General features: G+C 34.5%; 15 protein-coding genes. 8 read left to right on the top strand and 7 right to left on the bottom strand.

Annotation, left to right across the window (positions count from 1 at the left end):
• Positions 1-74: 74 nt before the first annotated feature.
• Positions 75-578 carry a peptidylprolyl isomerase gene (locus K9M74_03410; GenBank protein ID MCF7798926.1) on the top strand — a complete coding sequence of 168 codons (504 nt, stop codon included), beginning with the start codon at positions 75-77 and terminating at the stop codon, positions 576-578.
• Positions 571-2262 (top strand): aspartate--tRNA ligase, encoded by a 1692-nt coding sequence (aspS, locus tag K9M74_03405; GenBank protein MCF7798925.1) that lies wholly within the window; start codon positions 571-573, stop codon positions 2260-2262. The genes K9M74_03410 and aspS overlap by 8 nt, the downstream gene beginning before the upstream one ends.
• A gap of 53 nt (positions 2263-2315) precedes the next feature.
• On the opposite strand, the gene K9M74_03400 is transcribed toward aspS, so the two are convergent.
• Positions 2316-2867, bottom strand: a complete 552-nt coding sequence (locus K9M74_03400; protein MCF7798924.1) for a YceI family protein — start codon at positions 2865-2867, stop codon at positions 2316-2318.
• Positions 2868-3231: 364 nt separating this feature from the next.
• On the opposite strand from K9M74_03400, the gene K9M74_03395 reads away from it, so the two are divergent.
• The 3 genes from K9M74_03395 to K9M74_03385 are packed head-to-tail and all read left to right on the top strand — an operon-like array spanning position 3232 to position 6982.
• Positions 3232-5232, top strand: coding sequence for an alpha amylase C-terminal domain-containing protein (locus K9M74_03395; protein ID MCF7798923.1), 2001 nt, complete (start codon positions 3232-3234; stop codon positions 5230-5232).
• Complete coding sequence (locus K9M74_03390; protein ID MCF7798922.1) at positions 5229-6494, top strand: MFS transporter; 1266 nt, start codon at positions 5229-5231, stop codon at positions 6492-6494. The genes K9M74_03395 and K9M74_03390 overlap by 4 nt, the downstream gene beginning before the upstream one ends.
• Before the next feature lie 8 nt (positions 6495-6502).
• A complete protein-coding gene (locus tag K9M74_03385; protein ID MCF7798921.1) occupies positions 6503-6982 on the top strand; it encodes a YbaK/prolyl-tRNA synthetase associated domain-containing protein in 480 nt (159 codons plus the stop codon).
• Positions 6983-6992: 10 nt separating this feature from the next.
• Here the strand turns inward: K9M74_03385 and K9M74_03380 are convergent, their stop codons facing one another.
• Entirely contained in the window at positions 6993-7619 is a 627-nt protein-coding gene (locus K9M74_03380) for a hypothetical protein (GenBank protein MCF7798920.1), read from the bottom strand.
• Between the two features lie 24 nt (positions 7620-7643).
• On the bottom strand, positions 7644-9017 hold the full coding sequence (locus K9M74_03375) for a hypothetical protein (protein ID MCF7798919.1): 1374 nt from the start codon (positions 9015-9017) through the stop codon (positions 7644-7646).
• 145 nt (positions 9018-9162) lie between these two features.
• Between K9M74_03375 and K9M74_03370 the strand changes: the two genes are divergently transcribed.
• From K9M74_03370 to K9M74_03360, 3 genes are all read left to right on the top strand, one after another.
• A complete protein-coding gene (locus tag K9M74_03370) occupies positions 9163-10383 on the top strand; it encodes a PQQ-binding-like beta-propeller repeat protein (GenBank protein MCF7798918.1) in 1221 nt (406 codons plus the stop codon).
• Positions 10384-10408: 25 nt separating this feature from the next.
• On the top strand, positions 10409-11221 hold the full coding sequence (locus K9M74_03365) for a hypothetical protein (GenBank protein MCF7798917.1): 813 nt from the start codon (positions 10409-10411) through the stop codon (positions 11219-11221).
• A 275-nt stretch (positions 11222-11496) separates the two neighbouring features.
• Entirely contained in the window at positions 11497-12720 is a 1224-nt protein-coding gene (locus K9M74_03360; protein MCF7798916.1) for an exonuclease SbcCD subunit D, read from the top strand.
• A gap of 76 nt (positions 12721-12796) precedes the next feature.
• Here K9M74_03360 and asnS read toward each other — a convergent pair whose 3' ends face one another.
• The 4 genes from asnS to K9M74_03340 all read right to left on the bottom strand — a co-directional run bounded on the left by asnS (position 12797) and on the right by K9M74_03340 (position 17868).
• Positions 12797-14095 (bottom strand): asparagine--tRNA ligase, encoded by a 1299-nt coding sequence (gene asnS / locus K9M74_03355; GenBank protein ID MCF7798915.1) that lies wholly within the window; start codon positions 14093-14095, stop codon positions 12797-12799.
• Positions 14096-14534: 439 nt separating this feature from the next.
• Positions 14535-15746, bottom strand: coding sequence for a tRNA guanosine(34) transglycosylase Tgt (gene tgt, locus K9M74_03350; GenBank protein ID MCF7798914.1), 1212 nt, complete (start codon positions 15744-15746; stop codon positions 14535-14537).
• A 39-nt stretch (positions 15747-15785) separates the two neighbouring features.
• Positions 15786-16556 carry a fructose-bisphosphate aldolase gene (locus tag K9M74_03345; protein MCF7798913.1) on the bottom strand — a complete coding sequence of 257 codons (771 nt, stop codon included), beginning with the start codon at positions 16554-16556 and terminating at the stop codon, positions 15786-15788.
• Between the two features lie 13 nt (positions 16557-16569).
• Complete coding sequence (locus K9M74_03340) at positions 16570-17868, bottom strand: carbohydrate kinase family protein (GenBank protein MCF7798912.1); 1299 nt, start codon at positions 17866-17868, stop codon at positions 16570-16572.
• Positions 17869-18065 lie beyond the last annotated feature (197 nt).

Below are 18065 nucleotides of genomic sequence, written 5' to 3'. Positions count from 1 at the left end.
GGCTTGTAATAATTATTTTATTACTTATTATATTGTTAGGAGTACAAAAACTAGTACAAACTGAGGAAAAAACAATGACCAATAAAAATTATGTAACCATAAGCACATCAAAAGGAGATATTGTTATAGCACTTAACAAAGAAGCAGCACCTCAAACCGTTGCAAATTTTCAACAATACGTCGAAGCAGATTTTTATAACGGTACTGTTTTTCATAGAATTATTGATGGGTTTATGATTCAAGGAGGAGGTTTCACACCTGATGGAATCCAAAAGCAAACAAACCCTCCTGTCGTGCTTGAAGCAAATTTAAGTAATGATCGTGGTACTATTGCAATGGCAAGAACAAATGATCCTCATAGCGCAACAAGTCAATTTTTTATTAATCATGTCGATAATGCATTTCTTAATCCATCTCCAAATAACCCTGGTTATACTGTATTTGGTAAAGTAGTAAGAGGTATGGATGTTGTTGATACAATTGCTAAAGTGCAAACAAGTACAAACCCCATGCCTGATTGGCCTGTTGAAGAGATACTTATTAAGAGTGTTACGTTTGGAGGAGAAACTGATGTATAGAACGCATACATGTGGAGAACTCCGAGTAAATGATGTAGATAAAGAAGTAGAACTCGCTGGGTGGGTACATACTATTCGAACTCACGGCGTTCTAACATTTATCGATCTTCGCGATAGATATGGAATTACCCAAATTGCAGCAGATAAAAAACTCGCTGAAAATATCACAAAAGAATCTGTTATTCAAGTTACAGGCAAAGTACTCAAAAAACCAGAAGCTAACAAAACGATTGCAACTGGTGAAATCGAATTAAAAGCTAAAACAATTATACTGTTAAGCAAGGCAAAGTCGTTACCTTTAGCATTAGATAACTCTGAAACAACTGAAGAAACAAGGTTAAAATATCGTTATCTTGATTTACGAACTAAACACATGCAACAAAATCTTATTCTTCGGCATAAAGCAACAATCGCTGTTCGAGAATATTTTGATAAAGAAGGTTTTTTAGAAATTGAAACACCAATTTTAGGAAAGAGCACTCCAGAAGGTGCTAGAGATTATCTCGTTCCTAGTCGCGTTAATCAAGGGAAATTTTATGCACTTCCTCAAAGTCCACAAATTTTTAAACAATTATTTCAAATTTCAGGTCTCGATAAATATATGCAAATCGTGAAATGTTTTCGTGATGAGGATTTGCGTGCAGACCGTCAGCCAGAATTTACACAAATTGATTTAGAAATGAGTTTTGTTGATGAAGATGATATTTACACGTTGCTTGAAGGTATGATTACTCATGTTTGGAAAAAAGCTATCAATGTTACTATTCCCCTACCATTTCCTAGACTCTCCTACAATGAAGCAATGCTCAAGTATGGCAGTGATAAACCTGATTTACGATTTGGTTTAGAAATTCAAGATGTAACTACATGGGCAAAACAAACTGAATTTACTATTTTCAAAGACGCTGAATGTGTCCGAGCAGTAAAAGTCAGCGAAGTTTTTTCTCGAAAACAAATAGACAATCTTACTAAAATCGTTAAAGTTTATGGTGCCAAAGGTTTAGCTTTTCTTAAAAAAGAAGATAAAGAACTAGCTGGCAGCCTTGCTAAGTTCGTAAAAGATACACCATTTGAACTTGCAAAGGGCGAAACCATGTTCTTTATTGCAGATAGTAAGCGCGTTGTTGAACCTGCAATTGGCGCACTTAGAACACATCTTGGTAAAGAACTTGATCTTATCAACAAAGATGAATGGAAGTTCGTGTGGATTACTCAGTTTCCACTTATGGAGTGGAGTGAAGAACGCCAGTCATGGGGTCCAATGCATCATCCATTCACTAGCCCAATCCTTGCAGATAGACACTTACTTAAAACTGCTCCTGAAAAAGCAAGTTCTCGAGCATATGATTTAGCTTTAAATGGTGTTGAACTTGGCGGCGGCAGTATTCGGATTCATGATAGAAAATTGCAAGAAGAAGTGTTTGACGCACTAAGTATTTCTCGTGAAGAGCAAGAACAAAAATTCGGATTCATGCTAGGAGCATTTGAATATGGCGCTCCACCTCATGGAGGTTTAGCGTTTGGTCTTGACAGAATGATTATGATGCTCGCGGGAGCTGAAAACATTCGAGAAGTCATGGCATTTCCGAAAAACAAAGATGCGCAAGATGTAATGATGAATTCCCCAAGTAAAGCCAGCAATAATCAATTAGATGAGCTTGGAATTAACATCAAAAAAAAGTAAGAGAAAAAAAGAAAAAATTTGAACTGTTCAAATCTTCCTTAATTATTATCTATTTACACAACCATCGTAAATGCTAAGCGTACATCTGAATCAACACCCACATAAGTCAATGCAAAATCAGACATATCAAAAACAAAGTCTGAGCTAAGGCTATTTTCTGTGATTGTTACCGGAAACGTAATGGATTTAGTGATTCCTCTAAAGCTTAGAAGTGCAGTCATCATACCAGCTGTAATATCTGTTGAAACGATAGTAATTTCGGGATATGCTTCGATGTTAAAAAAATCAGCACTTTTAAGATGATTATTAAGACCTTCAATCCCCGTATTCACACTTGCAGCTTGAATAGTTCCTCGTGCTCCTGTAATAACTCCGCGAGTAAATGTAATTTCGCCTTCCCAGGTATCAAAAGTTCCAATATGTGATTTAACTATGGCATACCCTTCAAATTCAAGAGAACTTGCACTAGGAAGTATGGGCATTGTTCCGGTAAAATTTTCAACTAAACCACTCCCAGGGCCATCGTGTTGAGAATTAGGTGTGACTTTTCCACAACCTGCGAATACAAGTAGCGCAATTATTAATACAATTAATAGATATTTCATAGATAATTCCTCCTTTCCTAGGAAAATCTTATGATAGTTACCTATAAAAACTTTGTGTAAAAAAGGGCGGCTGCACTACAAAGGAAATAAATATACAACCTAAACAGTTTTTAAGAACTACAGCTGAAAACCAAGTGATGAGCTTTGCTACAACAGTATTAAATTTGTCTTGGATTTAGGTAAACAGCACTTCTTGCGAAGTATACCTCTTCGCAGTAAAAAATGAAAATTCCTTAGAAAGAGAGATAGCAATACTACATAGTGCTAAATTATTATGTAAAGTAAAGAATGAGCTGATCATCTAATAAAACTCTAAGAAGAATTTATAAATGAAAAGAAGAAAAAATAAGCCATAGGTGAATTTGTGGCAATTCCAGTACGCGCAATACAATATCAGTGGGAGTCATTACTCTATCGAAAAGATGTATCTAGAAGCTATTCTTACAATCAAGAATTCGGTCCTTGTGTTCTAACAAGAGATAAAGACGATAACGCAGAAAAAGTCCAATTTACAGTTTATGTGAATGATCCAAATAAAGACGTTTATTTGGTAGGAGAGTTTAATGATTGGGGAAAAGACAAAGACGAGTTCAAACTTAATAAATTTGATACTGGTTTTCAAACGATAACGACCACCAGCGTTAAGCATAAAGATGCTTATTTATTCTTAGTAAACGATAACGGTCATGAATTTTTACTTCGAGACCCCGCAAGTGTTTGTTTTGATAAGAAAGGTAACTCTCAGTTTTGGGATTTTGACGATCCAAGTACATTCAAAAAAAAGTATGAAGGTCCTAACACATTGCATCGAGCAACAAAAATTCTACAAACAGATCTTCCAGGTCTTGTTGCTCAATGGTTTGAATGGGATGAAAACGCAGCAACAATTGCAAATACAAAAGAAGATTTATTCACCTATATTCGTACTTGTGGAGTGTTAGAAAAAGTACATGAGCTCGGATTTAATACTATTCAATTTTTACCCATTGCACAAAGTATTGATGGTGATAATTGGAAATTTCGTTATTTATCCCCCTATCCTTTTGCAGTGCAAAGAAATTGGGGAACTCCCGATTCATTTCTTGCATTAATTGATGAGTGTCATCGATTAGGTATTGCAATTATTACAGATATTATTTTAAGTCACAGCCCGCACAAACAGTACACGCTATTTGGTATGCGTGGTGAAGATGTTGGTATTCATCGTTGGCAAAGTAAACATAAGGAAGATACCTATCTTGAAGAATTTACCCCCTGGGGTACAAAACGTTTTCGATATGGCGATGAACACGTAAGAAGATACCTTGTAGAAAGTGCATTACACGTGCTCACTCGTTATGGTGTTGATGGATTTCGAATTGATAACGTAGATGGCATTTTGCGATATGGGGATGCAGGTCAAGGCGATGAGCGTCCTCATGGAAGATTATTTCTTCGAGAGCTTATCGCAGAAATCTATAAGCACAATCCTTTAGCACTCATTCATTTAGAATCTCATTATTTTTATGGAGATAACGCAAAAATGCTTGTTGCCCCTTTAGACAGTGATAATCGCGCACTCGGCGCAACCGCATATAATAGTTCTCGGCTCACCTATTATTTTCACAAAGAAATTATGCCAAAGACTGCAGAAGAAATTTCTGTTTGGCGTTTTGAGCAGATTCGTGAAGAAAAAGAATGGGGAAAATCTAATTCAACAATTGCTGATTTTCACAATCACGATGCGGCGGCAGGACTCATGGCCGAGCGCGCTACAGGTTCATATGCATATGATGCATTAATTCTTAAAAGACATAATTTATGGTTTCATGCTATTGGTAAAATAAAAATAATGGAAAGTATTATTGCATTTGGTTGCGAAGGAAGAATATTAGATTTACTCCAAACATTTCTTTTGCAAGAAGGTACATTTGAACATGACAGTAGTATTCATTGGGGTATGCTTAAGAATGATGAGCGTAGTCAAAAGATTGTACAATTTAAAAAAGAAATTAACAATGTACTCAATCACCCAGCATTTTGGTCAGAAAACACGTTGTATCGTAAATATTTAAATGTCGATGAGCAAAACAAGGTGCTCGTTATAAAACGAGAAGATAAAACAACTAATTCAAATGAAGAATTTTATATACTTATTAATTTGTCGTCTAAAGAAACATTTGATTATGCATTTGGCATTGAAGAAGTAGGTGAGTATGAACTCGTTTTTAATAGCGATGAAAAAGCATTTATGGGCACCGGCAAAGCACAACTACCAAAAGAACTCAAAGCAACAAAAACGCAACGATTTGCCTTATTTAAAGAAGAAATTCTTATTCCCAGTATAGCACCTTATCATGTACTGGTGTTTAAGCATAAAAAATGAATCTAAAAACAGAAATAAGACATCAAATGCACGCCGCCGCAATTAAACGTCTCGGCTCAGGCGGCGTTTTTATAGCTTTAGCATATGCTGCTTTTGAAACTATTTGGGCATTACTTGTATACAGTATTTTTCCAAGTAAAGCGGCTGTAGGTATTGTCATAGGCGGATTTTATTTACTTTTACTTTTATCTCTTGCATTTTTATTTCCCCTGTTTAACAAATTCTCTGCTCGAAAATTGCTTCTTACAGCATTAGCTGTTAATTCTGTTGTGATGATTTTTTATGCAGTTGTTTATTATTTACTACAAATTAACGCTGCAACAATCATGCAAGCACAAACATTATTTTTTACACTCGCAGCAATTAATGCAATCTTTATGGCCGTTCGTATCCAATCCATGGGTATTTTGCTTCGAATGAACAGTCTCAAAAAAGAAATCGATTCAAATGAGAATTTTATGTACATGTTTGCTAATGTTGGTTGGATTCTTGGACCGTTAATGGTCGGGATTGTCTCAAAAATATTCCGTGTTGATTTCTTAATTCTTATTATCGTTATGATTGCTGCAAGCGCATGTCTACTTATTGCAACCTATATTACGGCATTTTCTCAAAAAGTACTCAGACAAGAAAAACAAAAAAGAATGCAAAAAGTGAACGTATTTAAAAATTTAAGACTTTTTTTTAGTAATAAAAAAAGAATTGTGAGTTATATTCTAAGCAGTGGACTTGAAGTTTGGTGGACCATTCCTTACATTTTCATACCCATTGAGATGATAACAACATATGGTATGAACGTACAACATGTCGGCATTTTCATGTTCCTTTTATGTATCCCGCTTATCTTAATTGAATTTTTTATGAGGAAAAAAATCACTGTTCCCTTACGAGAAATTATGATGTTTGGTTTTGGTTTTGTCGGAACAATGGGTTTTATAGCAGTAGTAACTAATAACGTTTATGTTATTCTTGGATCGTTCATTATTGCTAGTTTTGGTATGGGTCTTTTAGAGCCAGCGACTGAAAGTTATTTCTTTAAAATCACAAACGAAGAAGAAAGTGAAAGATTTTACGGTTCCTTTATGACCTCGAAACATGTCGGTGGAACAATAAGTAAATTTCTTCTTGCAGGTGTACTTCTTTTTGCCCCGCTCAAAATAGGCATCATATTAATTTCTATAATTATGATTGTTTTTGCAATCATCGCCGTTGAACATAAAAAGAAGAAACATAAAAAAAGTTCTACAAAAAGAAAAAAATAAATTTAAAAATGAGTTTAGAAACAAGACAACAAATTATCGCTCTTCTTAACGAAAAAAATATTTCATTTAAACATCAACAACATAAGACAATTAAAAAAACAGCTATCCAAGCAGCAAATATTCGAGGAAGTGAACTGGGCGAGGGTGCTAAAGCGCTCATTTTAAAAACAAAATCAGAAAGATATATTCAAGTTATTCTTCCAGCAGACAAAAAAGTAGACCTTAAAGTAATAAAAAAAATTGTTGGTGAAAAAAATATTTCTCTAGCAAGTCCAAATGAGGTGTTGACGTTAACTGATTGTGTTCTTGGAAGTGTTCCTCCTTTTGGCGTGCTTTGGAATATTAAAGTTATTGGCGATAATAAACTACTTGAAAAAAAAGAAGTTGTGTTTTCTGCTGGAACCCTTCAAGATTCTATATACATTAAACCTAAAGAATTACTTAAATGCAATAAAGCTCGAGTAGAAAATATAAGTAAAGAAGAATAAAAAAATATATTTAAAAATGCGTTCCTCGAACAGGTACAAAGTCTTGCGGCGCATCAGATTTTTTCATGGTTGTATAAATTTGCATAAGTTCATATAAATCTACTGAACACTGCGTTAATTCTTCTTCTGCTTCGTCAACAGCTCGTTCTTGTACCTTTTTCCAAAACCATCGTTTTGCAAGTTTTAAAAGCCAGTGTTTGTTCCATACATTTTGAGGATTGTCATCATCATGAGAAAAATGCATGTAAAACGCTGCATTAACTTTAAATTCCCCATTATTGAGTTTTATTTTTTTACCTTCGTGCATAAATTCTTTTTCACCCATTACTAGAGTTTTCATATCCCATTTCAAATAATACATAAGCGTTCCGCCAAAATCATTTTTTGGTTCTTTGTACGCTCGCCACCAAATATCGTGATTCAAAGCACCATTATCAAGAGTTTGTTCTGAAAAAAGTGTTTCATAGTCCCCTCCCCCTCGTTGCAAATCTTTCCATCCTTCATGTTCCATAAATTCATGTAAGCGTTTGTAAAGAAGTTCTAAACTAAATGTTTCTTTAACAACAAATTCCCAAGTAATAAAAGCATTTCCTTCGGTTGTTTCTCCAGGTATTTTTGCAGGTAATTTGATGCCCATGATATGTTCCTTATAAGTAAGACATTATAATCTTTTCCTTTGGGAAGAGATAACTAAACTAAAGTAAAGCGGAGTGATGAAACCAACAAGTACAAGTATAATAATTTTAAGAAGAGTTGAAAATGGAAAACTTCCTATGTGCGCAACGTATGCACCGCCTCCGACCAAAATAAGAAAGGGGATTGCAGAAAGTGTTTTAAGAGATGTAAAAAAGGTTTTCTTCTCAGATGGTTCAAGAAGTTTGTTTGTTAAGAGTCCTTGAGCAACGCCTAAGATGCTCGAACCAAGAACGCCAAGAGATACTGCTAAAATAACTGCATAAAAATGAGGGTTATAAAGAAGAGCTAAAGGAACCATAGTCATAAGAAGTGTTCCAAAAACAAACATCGGTGCTAGTCCCGCTCGTCGTTGTACAAATCGAGTAAACCAAGGACTTAAGAGCGAAACAAAAATCGCTATACCAAAAACAAGTGCGATGTTTAAAAAGCCTCCAAGATAGCTTGTTTTGTAAAAATCATAAATTATGTATCCATAAAAAGTCGTTCCCAAAGTATGAATAACACCAATAAAAAGCGATCCTAAAAATAGTAAAGTAGAGTATTTACTAGAAAAAAATTGTTTTGCTTTTGAAAAACTTTCATGCAAATACGATTTAAAAAAAGTAAAAAGGGAATACTGTTTTTTTTCTGCTGCTTTAAGTGGTGTTTTAGCAAGAATGAACCCTGATAAAATAAACATAATTGCTGCAAGTTCAAACACAAGAAAATAACCAGTGAGTGGAATAACAACCCCCAGTAGTTCTATGCTTTGGCCTTGTTTGAATGTTTCTAATAAAAAACCTGAAAGAATAAATGCTAACAAAGTAATAAGTAGTCCATAATGACTAATGCTTCGCAAAAATCGTGATCGTTTTTCGTGTTTTAAATGTGTATCTACAAGTTGTACATGTAAATGGCCATAAGCAACAACACCTATACTCCCCAATAACATTGAAATAGCAAAAAGTGCTGTTGAGGATAATTGTATTCCTAAAAGTATCCCTAAGAAACTAAATCCAAAAAGGATTCCTGCCGTACTAATAAATCGTTTTCCCAATGTGTTAAGTTGCGAGAATTCTTTAATAAAAGCTGCAAGAAAATCACTAATAATATCTCGAAATGCATTAATTATGCCAACTAGAAAAGCTCCGGCGCCAGTTAAAAAAAATAAGATGTTAATAAATTGGTGTGCACCTAAACCATAACCTAATCGGTCAAGAATCTCTCGTTGTGCAAAAGCTTTGTTTAACATCCTAAACCTTGATTTATTGTGTTCCATTACTTCTAGGTTAGTTGAAGTATATGATTCGTCAAGCTCTTGGTCTGCTTGCTCCTCCATCAGGTCTTGTAAGTCACTCATATGATTATTTTGTTAAAAAATCCTTATTTAAAACCTTCGTTTAAAAAAGGACTGGTTTTCTTACCCCTCGCAAGTAGTTTTCAGTATATCGTTACGAACTGTTAGGGAGAAATATTTATAAAGAAATTTTTTTGAAAGAATACATATGGGTATAGGTGTAGCTCTAAGAAAATTTGCAGATTTATCTAATAAACAAGCTACCGCTTCTTGGACAATTAATATCCAAGAAGAAATTATAGCCCCCCCAATTACCTATAAAGATAATATAATCATTGGAACACGTAAAGGCAAAATCATACAGCTTGACGCTAAAGGCCAGATTATGTGGACATTTTCAGCTCATGAAAAAGTAGGAAGTAAAGAAGCGCTATTTCTTGATGAAGATAACGTATATGGTATTAATGACAAACCACTTGCATTTAGCATAGAAAATGAAGATAGGTTTCTTGCAGTCTCCGAATTTGGAATACTATATTGTATTTCTCAAACAGGTAAATCCCTATGGAAAGTAAAAACCGGCGGCCCTTTACGCGCATCACCAGTTATCGCTTCATTTGCACAAGATAAAAAAAGAATTTTTTTAACATCACATGATGGATTTATCTACATTATTGATTTTAAAGGTAACGTTGAGCATAAGTTTGAAGTCTACGCAAGTATAAACACAAGACCGATAATCACAGGAAAACTCATCATTGTAAGTACAATTAAAGGTGAAGTCATAGCACTTAATCATGAAGGTCAACCAGTGTGGAAATTTAAGACTGGTGATAAGATATCTGCACATATGAGTATTAGTGATTTGGGTAATGGAGCGGGACCTGTTATCCTTGTTGGATCTGAAGATAAAAAATTATATGCATTAAATTTAGATGGCGAACCAGAATGGTCATTTTTAACAGAAGGAACTATTCTAGCACAACCTATTGCATGCGATGTCAATAATGACGGTCAGCAAGAAGTTTTTTTAGCATCATGCGATAATAGTATTTATTGTCTCACGCCGTTTGGAGAAAAACTTTGGAGTTATGAAACTGATTTTTGGATTACGACAGCTCCTTTAGTTGGTGATATTGATGATGACGGAACTATTGAAGTTGTTGTAGGCAGCCTTGATAGTAAAATGTATGTTTTTGATAGCGAAGGCAGTTATAAAGTCGATTATGTTCCTGGTCTCGGAGGCATCGTACACCAAACAGGTCATTATTCAGGAAATATGAATAAAGATGTCGGAGAAAACAAAGGAAAACTTTTTTGCGAATTTAAAGCCGATGAGGAGATTATCGGATATACATATCTAAAAGCGAGCAAAACAATCATTGTAGCAACCAAAAAAGGGAAAATATATAATATAAAAGTTAATTAAAGAGTACTAAGAGAGGTGAAAGTTTGTGGCAGAACCCATAGTTAAGAATAAAAATGAAATTCAACGTGTAAAAACACATATCAAAGGTCTTGATGAGCAAATGCAAGGGGGTATTCCTAAAGGGCATATCACCTTAGTTGCTGGTTCTGCAGGTACCATGAAATCTTCTGTTTCATTTAACGTCGTTTATAACGAAGCCGTACTTAATAAAGCAACTGCGTTGTATTTATCATTAGAACAATCATACTCGTCAATTATTAATCATGTTATTAACATGGATTATGACTTAACAAAAGTTAATCTTGTCATTATTCGAGAATTATCAAAAATTGAGGAAGATATCAAAAAAATTAAGCAAGGCGTGGGTAATCTAATCATTGTTGATGTTGCTTGTATTCGTAAAGAAATTAAAGACGTAAAACTTGAAGAAAACAGGAGTTGGCTTAATGTTATTAAAAATATCATTAAAAAAATTAAAACTGAAAAACCGCTTGATTTGTTTGTCTTAGATTCAATGAGTGCACTGTATGTGTTATCTAAATTTAATAACCCTCGAATTGAATTATTCTATATTTTTGAGTTCCTCAGAGATTTAAATATCACATCATTTATGTTAACAGAAACGCCTCTTGATGGTTCAAAAATTGGCGAGTATGATGAAGACTTCTTAAGTGACGGCATTATTTATATCAGACTCAATTCTTATCGTCGAAAACAAATTAGGGAAATTAACGTGATGAAAATGCGTACCACCAGTTGTAATCACGACACGTTTAGTTTAGAATTTAAAAACGGTCAATTCTATGCCGAGTATGGCGGTCAAAACCCTCTTATGTAAACATAAAAATCCTGCACCATATTGCTCACTCTCGCCCTAAAAGGATAAGAAAGATGTAATAGTTGTATAAGTTATAGCTTTGCGTGATGCCAAAAATGTCAATCTAAAGGGGAAAACAGTAAACCATTAAAAAAAATTCTTTGAAGTAAAAGAGAACAAAAAAATTGCTTCAGATATATAATACGCTAAAAGCAGTTAAATGATTAAAATAAGAACTGTGTAAAACCCCTTAAAAAGAAGTAAGCTTTAAGTAGCTCAAGAACTTTTCTTCAGCTATGAAATTCGTTCATTTTGCTGATTGTCATCTTGATGGGTATCGTGAAGAAAAGCTTGCAAAATTAGGTTTTGAACATTTCCAATTTGTCATTGATTTTGCACTCGAAAAACACGTTGATTTTGTTCTCTTAGCTGGCGATTTATTTAATACCGCTCTTCCTCGCATCGATACATTAAAAGAAACAGTTATCCAGCTTAAAAAATTACAAGATGCTCAAATTCCAATTTATGCAATTCCAGGCAGCCATGACTTCTCACCACACGGCAAAACCATGTTTGATGTGCTTGAAAAAGCAGGTTTACTCAATAATGTAATGAAGGGCAAAATTAATATGCAAGGATGCTTGGAATTAGAGTTTACTATCGATAAAAAAACCAATACACACCTTGCAGGCATCATTGGGAAAAAAGGCATGCTAGATAAACAACTCTATGAAAATCTCGCACCAATTCGACCAGTTAAAGGTGCTCCTAATATTTTTCTCTTTCATACAAGTATCACCGAACTCAAACCTACAAATTTGGAACTTATGCAAAGTGTTGAAGTTTCTATTCTTCCTGCAGGTTTTAATTATTATGCTGGTGGTCATGTCCACGTTGTCAAAGAGTTTTCAAGTTTGAGTTACCAAAATGTGGTATATCCAGGACCAACATTTCCTAACAACTTTGCAGAACTTGAAAAATTACGTAAAGGAAGTTTTATTTTTTATGATGACGCCCAAGATTTTGATGGTAAGTGTTTCAAACATGTATTTATTGAAAAAAAAGAAGTGCTCTCGTTTTCTATTGATGTTACGAATAAATCACCACTCCAGGTCCAAGAAATAATACTGCAGGTCGTAAAAGAAAAAGAACTCAATCAAAAAATAATTCTTTTCCGCTTTGCAGGAAAACTTGCCGAAGGCAAGCCCGGAGATATTGATTTTAAAAGCGTGTTTCAAGAATTATATGTGAAGGGCGCATTTATTGTGCTTCGCAACACATATAACATGACCGCACCGCTTCTTAAAGATATTGAAATTAAAGACGGAACTACTGAAGAAATCGAAGCAGAAACAATCAGCGAACATCTCAACCAAATTTTATTTCCTAAAGAGCTTAATGAAAAAGAAATTATTAATCAACTCCTTAAAGAACTTTCTATCGAACAAATGGATGGTGAGAAAAAAACAACTTTTGTTGAGCACATGCAAAAAGTCGCTCAAAATATTCTAGAAAAATAAAAAAAGAAAAAACTACGCCAGAACACTATAGCTCAAAGAAAGATAAAAACGAGAAATCCCGTATCAATAACTGCTATTATGGTTTAAATCGTAACATGGTTCTTGGAAAAGGAATCGCGTCTTTTATGCTTTCTAAACCACAAATCCATTGAATTACTCGTTCTAATCCAACACCATAACCTGAATGAGGAACGCTCCCATATTTTCTTGTGTCAAAATAAAATTCATAGGGAGTTAAATCTTCTTCTCCATCCGCTTGCAGTCTTTCTTTCATATACTCAATATCCAAACTTCGCTGACTCCCACCAATTATTTCAACACCCGTCTTTGGTGCCAACATATCAAAACATAAAGCTTCATCAGGAAATTTGGGATCTCTTGGCTTATAAAATGCCATTGCTTCAACAGGATAATGAGTTACAACAACAGGCGTATCAAAATGCTGCATTATTGCTCTTTCTTCTTCTGTTCGTAAATCTTTTCCAAAAGGCACAACAATCCCATCTTTTTCTTTAATTAAAGCAACTGCTTCTCTGTACTTAATGGTTGGCCAATCATTTTGAGCAATAGCTATTAATGCTTTATGATCTTGACCTAATAATTCAAATTCTTCTCTGCAAAGTTTTGCTGTTTGAAGTATACAATATTTTAATTCTTTTTTTGCAAATTCGGATACTTGATATAAATCCATCCAAGCAGCTTCCATTTCAACCATCCAAAACTCGCTTAAATGTCTTGAAGTTTTACTTTTTTCGGCTCTAAACGTGGGCGAGGTATTGTAAATTTTTTCCAATGAAAAAATTGCAGCTTCACCATATAATTGCCATGTTTGAGCAAGATAGGTTTTTTTATCATAAAATTTCACTTCAAAAACCGTACTTCCCCCTTCGCTTTGCATTCCCTGTAAAATGGGCGCATCAAATCTAAAAAATCCTTCTTTTCTAAAGAACTCTTCTCTTGCTTGAACATAAGTACTTCGAATTTTAAGTATTGCAGTCATTTTTCTAGTTCTAAGAGCTAAATGTCTATTATCTGCTAAAAATTCAGGTGTTTGATCTTTACCTATGGGAAATTGATCACTTTCTCCGATTACTTCAAAACATTGTACAGCGATTTCGTACCCGCTAGGCGCCCTATCATCTTTCTTAATAGTGCCCGTTATACTCATGCTTGTTTCAATTTGTAATTTGTCTGCAATATCGAATTGTTCATCACCGACAAAATCTCGTTCTATAACACATTGTATAATTGCTGAGCTATCTCGTAGCATAATAAACTTGAGTTTCTTGCTCCCTCGCTCTCGATGTACCCAACCACGAATAGATACTTCGCCTCGACCTTGAGTCATTGCTTCTTGTATGGATAAATAGTTCATTAACATCATTCCTCGTTTTTTGTATAATTGTTTATTTATTATATAAAAATGAATATATATGGGCACATTTGCTCCTTAATAAGAGTTTGTATTACCCACCTATGAAAGCTAGAAATCGATTTTACGAGCGATTAATCATGCTATAAACTATCTTAAACATTAAGCTGTCCTTGTCTGTAGTTTCATAGTATGCGTACATAATAAAAAACGATAGTAAAGAAGCATTTATAAATTTTTGTAGATATAAGCCCTGTTTAGAATAGTTTGGTTATACTGCCCAAAAGATTTCTTAAGACAAACAAACGGTAAGTGTTTATGAGTAAAAAAATATTATTTTCTTGATGTCTGCTAGTTGCTTTTTGACTGTTTGTTATTTAGATAAGAGCATTATTTTGCAGCATATAAAACAATTCATTTCCAAAAAAATCAGGATAAATAATTAATTTCCTTTCCAATCCAAATAAAATTTTGCTTGATCACGCCTCTCCGCTTCCATATAACGATGTTTAATATTACTAGAGAATTCTTTGTTTTCCTTTCCACTAAAATAATCATCTAAGAATTGCGTAGCATATTCTTTGTAGTTATTTTTTTGTATTGCTAAGCGAAGTTCGCAAATAAGATTATGCATAAAATGTAGATTGTGAATAGTTGCAAGCTTATATCCTAACAGCTCGTGACTGCGAAGTAAGTGATGTAAATATGCTCGAGAATATTTTTTGCAAGTTAAACAAGTACATCCTTCTTCAATTGGTCCTTCATCTTCTTTATACTTGACTTTTTTTATGGCGATACGACCGTGTCGGGTTAACATGCTACCGTGACGCGCATTTGATGTTGGATAAATACTATCAAAACAATCAACACCAAGCCCTACAGCGCGAACAACATCGGGAGGACTTCCTAAGCCCATAAGGTATTTTACTTTATCTGCTGAAAAATTTTTCACACTTTCTCCAATCATGTTCATAAGTTCTGCTCGACTCTCACCAATAACTAGTCCACCAAGCGCAACACCATCAAAGGCCATCTCGTTTATTTTATGTGTGGAAAATCTCCTGTATTCATCACGTGTTCCGCCTTGCGCTATTCCAAATAACAATTGTTTACTTCCTAATTCTTCTTTTAATTTTTTATGATGCAGGAGACTTCTTTTTGCCCATTCATGAGTTCTTTTTATTGCATCAACATATGTTTTACCATCAAGTCCATAATGAGCTACATCGTCTAAGGTCATTGCAACATCTGACCCTAATTGTAATTGATTCTCCATCGCTAGTTCTGGCGTATAAGTATGTTTTTTCCCCCATTTATCTTTAAAAAGTACGCCTTGATTAGATTTTTTAATAAGAAAATCTTTGCTAAGTACTTGAAAACCTCCACTATCTGTAAATATGGTTTTCTTAAACCCTGTAAACTTGTGAATGCCGCCAATTTTTTCAACAATATCAATTCCCGGTGCTAAAGAGAGTAAAAAAGAATTACTTATCATTGCCTGATAACCAAGTAAGTCGATATCATCTGCGGCCATTGCTTTAACGCTTCCTTTACTAGCCACAGGCATAAAAAATGGTGTCAAGACATCTCCATGAAGAGTTTTAAGTTTACCTACTCTTGCTCGACCATCAGTATGTAAAATCGTAAATACCATCGTTTAATAATAGAAAAAGATACTGATTTATTAAAATGATTATTTATTTTCTGCGAGAAATTTAATTACTTCGCTTGCTTTTTTATTTTTAAGAACTACTTCTCGAAGTGCATGGGAAATGCCGAATGGTTTTGTTGCTTGCCAAACATTTCGTCCAATTGCCATGCCTGTTGCACCTGTTTTCATAATTTCTTCGGCTTGTTGAACAAACGATTTTGATTCTACTTTTGTTCCGCCCGCAGTAAGTACTCTTGATCGTCCAGCATTTTTAACTACCCATTTATATCCTTCAGGATCATCATTATATTTTAGTTTAACAAAGTCTGCACCAAGTTCAAGGCCTATTCGCGCAGAATAGGCTAATATTTCTGTAGACATGTCATTTCTTACCGCTTGTCCTCGTGGATACATCCAAGCGATAACTGGAACACCATAATCGTGTGCTTGTTCAACTATTTTGCCAAATTCGGAAAACATTTCAGGTTCCCTATCACTTCCAGGATAAACAGTGTATCCCACTGCTGATGCGCCGAGTTTTATTGCTCTATCTACAGAGCATATTTGTCGAGAAATAGGTGTTAAATGAGGAATGCTTGTTTTTCCATTCAGTTTAACAACAAGTGGAACTTCTTTGTATGCTTCATGATAATATTTTTCAGCAACACCTGATTGTAAGATTATTGCGTTGTAATGAGATTCTAATGCAATATCAAGAATGTATGTTGGGTCTATATTTTTAAGATTAAAATCTTCAGGACCATGTTCTAGTCCTTGATCACACGCAAGCATTATGGACTTATTATTTTTCATTAATTTTGACGTGTTAATTCTCACTTATTTCACCCACTTTTTTATGAAGATAATCGAGCAACAGCTCACTCATGACTTGTTTATCGTGGCACTCATTTATAAGTCTTGCGAGTGTATTTTGATGAAATACGTCCTTAAGCCAATTTGCAAAATCGTTTCGTTCATTAGTCACATGATAAAAAAATACTTCATCAGGCATAACAGGCAAATAATAACCCAATCCTTCCACGCTAGCTATTTGTTTTCCATTGTTACACTTGAATTGTTGTGAAACAGTGGCAATATGAAATTGTGGAACTGTTTCATCTAATACCACATTATTCGTTCCGACTAGCTCTTGTTTAGAAAATGTTCCTTGAAAGTGTTCTGCTCTGTTAAATGCTTCTTGTTTAGACAAAATAGTCTCTTTAGCACCATGAGCACCAATAACGCTTTCTGCTTGAACCATAGCTAGTTTAAGACTGAATTCTACAGATTGTTCATAAAAAAGTCCGCTAATAAATCCTGCTGCAAACGCATCACCAGCTCCAGTCGTTTCAACCACCGTAACTGTTGGTGATGAGTGTAGAGTATAATGCGTTCCTTTATGATAACAAGTTGCTCCTCGAGAACCATCGGTAATAAGAACATATTCAAGGCCATAGCTTCCTAATGCTTTTGATAATAAAAGCGCGTCTCCTTTTTTTCCTAGCAAGAGTTGAGCTTCTTCTAAGTTTAAAACAAGCACATCACAATAATCAATAATATCTTGAAGCGCTCGTAGACCTAATTTTGCTTGATAATCAGAAGGATTAAATGCTGTTTTCATACCGCGCTCTTTTGCAACCACGAAAAGTTGTTTAAGTGTTGCAAATGATTGTTCTACCATTGATGAAGAATAAAGCCATGTCGCATTTAGTTTCTCGTAGGGAATTTCTGTTGGCAAAAGTAAGTTGTTTGAACCTTTGAACGTAAGTATAGTTCTATCATGTTCGATGGAATCTAGAATAATGGAATATCCTGTTTTTCCTTCCTGAACACCAATAAAAGTTATATTTGCGTGAGTTAGTAATTGAAGTACTTTTTCTGCGTTATCATCATTTCCGAGTTTTCCTAAAAACGCTGTTTGGCAACCCATTGTTGAGAAAAGATACGCAGTGTTTGTTCCACCACCACCAATATGAAAATTTAATTCAGAAACAACAATTTTACTGCCAGAAGGATACGCAATAAGATCTTCTTCTCCATCTTTAGTAACTATTTTCACAAGAGAAGAAGCTGTGTTTGCAAAAACATCAACGGTCGCGCTACCCACAGTAATAATATCAAACAATAAACCTTCACCTCTTCTATTCTGTGAAGAAAGCCCGTTTATAAATGTTCTGTTGGAAAGGGGTTTGTCCCAAGTCTCTAACTTTTTAGAAAGAAATATATGCTCCCACTGCCAAAAGTAGCATTGTGGGAGGGAAAAACAGATTGAGGCTGTTTTTCCAATGAAGAAAAAAGATAGATTAATTAAAAAAGTTAAGC

It is taken from the genome of Candidatus Woesearchaeota archaeon, assembly GCA_021734105.1.
Classification (GTDB): domain Archaea; phylum Nanobdellota; class Nanobdellia; order Woesearchaeales; family SKGA01; genus SKGA01.
Note: the sequence above shows the minus strand (reverse complement) of the source record. Positions and strands in the feature narration are given on the sequence as shown.

Bases quoted from the DNA above. Each gene is read 5' to 3' on its own strand.
- K9M74_03410 (MCF7798926.1), top strand. From the start codon at position 75: ATGACCAATAAAAATTATGTAACCATAAGCACATCAAAAGGAGATATT.
- aspS (MCF7798925.1), top strand. From the start codon at position 571: ATGTATAGAACGCATACATGTGGAGAACTCCGAGTAAATGATGTAGAT.
- K9M74_03400 (MCF7798924.1), bottom strand. From the start codon at position 2,867: ATGAAATATCTATTAATTGTATTAATAATTGCGCTACTTGTATTCGCA.
- K9M74_03390 (MCF7798922.1), top strand. From the start codon at position 5,229: ATGAATCTAAAAACAGAAATAAGACATCAAATGCACGCCGCCGCAATT.
- K9M74_03385 (MCF7798921.1), top strand. From the start codon at position 6,503: ATGAGTTTAGAAACAAGACAACAAATTATCGCTCTTCTTAACGAAAAA.
- K9M74_03380 (MCF7798920.1), bottom strand. From the start codon at position 7,619: ATGGGCATCAAATTACCTGCAAAAATACCTGGAGAAACAACCGAAGGA.
- K9M74_03375 (MCF7798919.1), bottom strand. From the start codon at position 9,017: ATGAGTGACTTACAAGACCTGATGGAGGAGCAAGCAGACCAAGAGCTT.
- K9M74_03370 (MCF7798918.1), top strand. From the start codon at position 9,163: ATGGGTATAGGTGTAGCTCTAAGAAAATTTGCAGATTTATCTAATAAA.
- K9M74_03360 (MCF7798916.1), top strand. From the start codon at position 11,497: ATGAAATTCGTTCATTTTGCTGATTGTCATCTTGATGGGTATCGTGAA.
- asnS (MCF7798915.1), bottom strand. From the start codon at position 14,095: ATGAACTATTTATCCATACAAGAAGCAATGACTCAAGGTCGAGGCGAA.
- tgt (MCF7798914.1), bottom strand. From the start codon at position 15,746: ATGGTATTTACGATTTTACATACTGATGGTCGAGCAAGAGTAGGTAAA.
- K9M74_03345 (MCF7798913.1), bottom strand. From the start codon at position 16,556: ATGAAAAATAATAAGTCCATAATGCTTGCGTGTGATCAAGGACTAGAA.